Annotated in this window: 2 protein-coding genes and 1 pseudogene; all 3 read left to right on the top strand. The window is 64.1% G+C overall.

What is annotated here, in order from left to right; all coding sequences use genetic code 11:
• Positions 1–487: 487 nt before the first annotated feature.
• Positions 488–685 carry a 50S ribosomal protein L35 gene (gene rpmI / locus ACXJKH_RS20165; protein ID WP_017355265.1) on the top strand — a complete coding sequence of 66 codons (198 nt, stop codon included), beginning with the start codon at positions 488–490 and terminating at the stop codon, positions 683–685.
• A 10-nt stretch (positions 686–695) separates the two neighbouring features.
• On the top strand, positions 696–1,055 hold the full coding sequence (gene rplT, locus ACXJKH_RS20170; protein WP_017355264.1) for a 50S ribosomal protein L20: 360 nt from the start codon (positions 696–698) through the stop codon (positions 1,053–1,055).
• Between the two features lie 196 nt (positions 1,056–1,251).
• A pseudogene (locus tag ACXJKH_RS20175) lies at positions 1,252–1,630 on the top strand (phenylalanine--tRNA ligase subunit alpha); the annotation flags it as partial.

Consider the following 1,630-nt stretch of genomic DNA (forward strand, 5'->3'; position numbering starts at 1 on the left):
TTGCTCGGCTGCACACCCAAGGGGCAAGGTAGAGCCGAGCGTTGCTCGGCTGCACACCCGAGGGGCAAGGTAGAGCCGAGCGTTGCTCGGCTGCACACCCAAGGGGCGAGGTAGAGCCGAGCGTTGCTCGGCGTCCCGCTTCCCGCTTCGCGCACCCCACAGCAGGCGTCCACCGGCGCCGTCTGCGGTTTCCCGCGTGCGCGGCCCGGCATGACGCCGGCCCTTGCGACCGCTCCGTTCAGGTTCGGCCGCCCGCGGCAAACACATGCCCGATCAAAGGTTTGCAACCTCCCGTTTAGACGGGCATAATGGGCGGCCCCGTTTTTCGGGGCGCTGTTTTGAACGGTTACACGCTGTTTCAACGGCAACAGGACCGGCCTGGTTCCCATTGGGGATCCCGGGCTTACAAGCAGGCAAGGGCATGGACGGAAAGCGTGGTGAAAGCCACCGCCCTGGTCAGTGACAAAACATCATCAAGGACATTGCAATGCCCAAGATCAAAACCAACCGGGCGGCGGCCAAGCGTTTCCGCAAGACCGCCTCCGGCAAGTTCAAGGCTGGCCATGCCAACCGTAGCCACATCCTCACGAAGAAGTCGACCAAGCGGAAGCGCAATCTGCGTCAGACGAACCATGTTCGTGCAGAAGACGCAGGCCGTTTGAACCGTATGCTTCCCTACCTCTGAGGACTGACCCATGGCACGAGTAAAGCGTGGCGTACAGGCGCGTCGCCGCCACAAGAAAATTCTGACCCTGGCGAAGGGTTACTACAACGCTCGCCGCAAGGTCTTCCGCGTTGCCAAGCAGGCCGTGATCAAGGCACAGCAGTACGCCTACATCGGTCGTAAGCAGAAGAAGCGCAATTTCCGTTCGCTGTGGATCACCCGCATCAACGCGGCTGCCCGCATCAACGGCCTGAGCTACAGCCGTTTCATGAATGGCCTGCTCAAGTCCGGCATCACCCTGGACCGCAAGGTTCTGGCTGACATCGCCGTGCACGACGCAGCCGGTTTTGCTGCGCTGGCCGAAAAGGCCAAGGGCGCGCTGGCGGCATAAGTCCATTCCCCTGCCGTTGCCGTTTTCGCGCAGCGGTGGTGGGTAAGGCAAATGCATGGGGAAGGGCGCAAGTCCTTCCCCATTCTTTTTTGTGGTGGCGGTGGCCGGCAGCGTGCCATCGACCCGACAGCGGTGGCGACGGGTGTCGGCCCGGCGTGTATCGCGAAGGCATACCGACGCGAGGTCCCGGCTATCCATGAGTGACATCCAATCCCTGACCACCCAAGCGCTGGCCGACGTGGCCGCCGCCAGCAGCCCCGATGCGCTGGAAGCCCTGCGCGTTGCACTGCTTGGCAAGAACGGCAGCATCACCGCCCAGCTCAAGCAGCTTGGCGCGTTGCCGGCCGATGAGCGCAAGGCCGCCGGCGAAGCCATCAACCGTTCCCGCGATGCGCTGACCACCGCGCTGGGCGAACGCAAGGCCGTGCTGGAAGACGCCGCGCTGGACGTGCGCCTGGCCGCCGAAGCCATCGACATCACCCTGCCGGGACGCCGCGCCGATCGCGCTGGCCTGCATCCGGTCACCCGTACCCTGGAGCGCATCACCGAGATCTTCGGCCGGCTCGGGTACGAGT

The sequence above is a fragment of the Stenotrophomonas sp. P5_B8 genome (genome assembly GCF_054049855.1).

What these genes read in the sequence shown, in the direction of transcription:
- rpmI (WP_017355265.1), top strand. Translation starts at nt 488, where the DNA reads ATGCCCAAGATCAAAACCAACCGGGCGGCGGCCAAGCGTTTCCGCAAG.
- rplT (WP_017355264.1), top strand. Translation starts at nt 696, where the DNA reads ATGGCACGAGTAAAGCGTGGCGTACAGGCGCGTCGCCGCCACAAGAAA.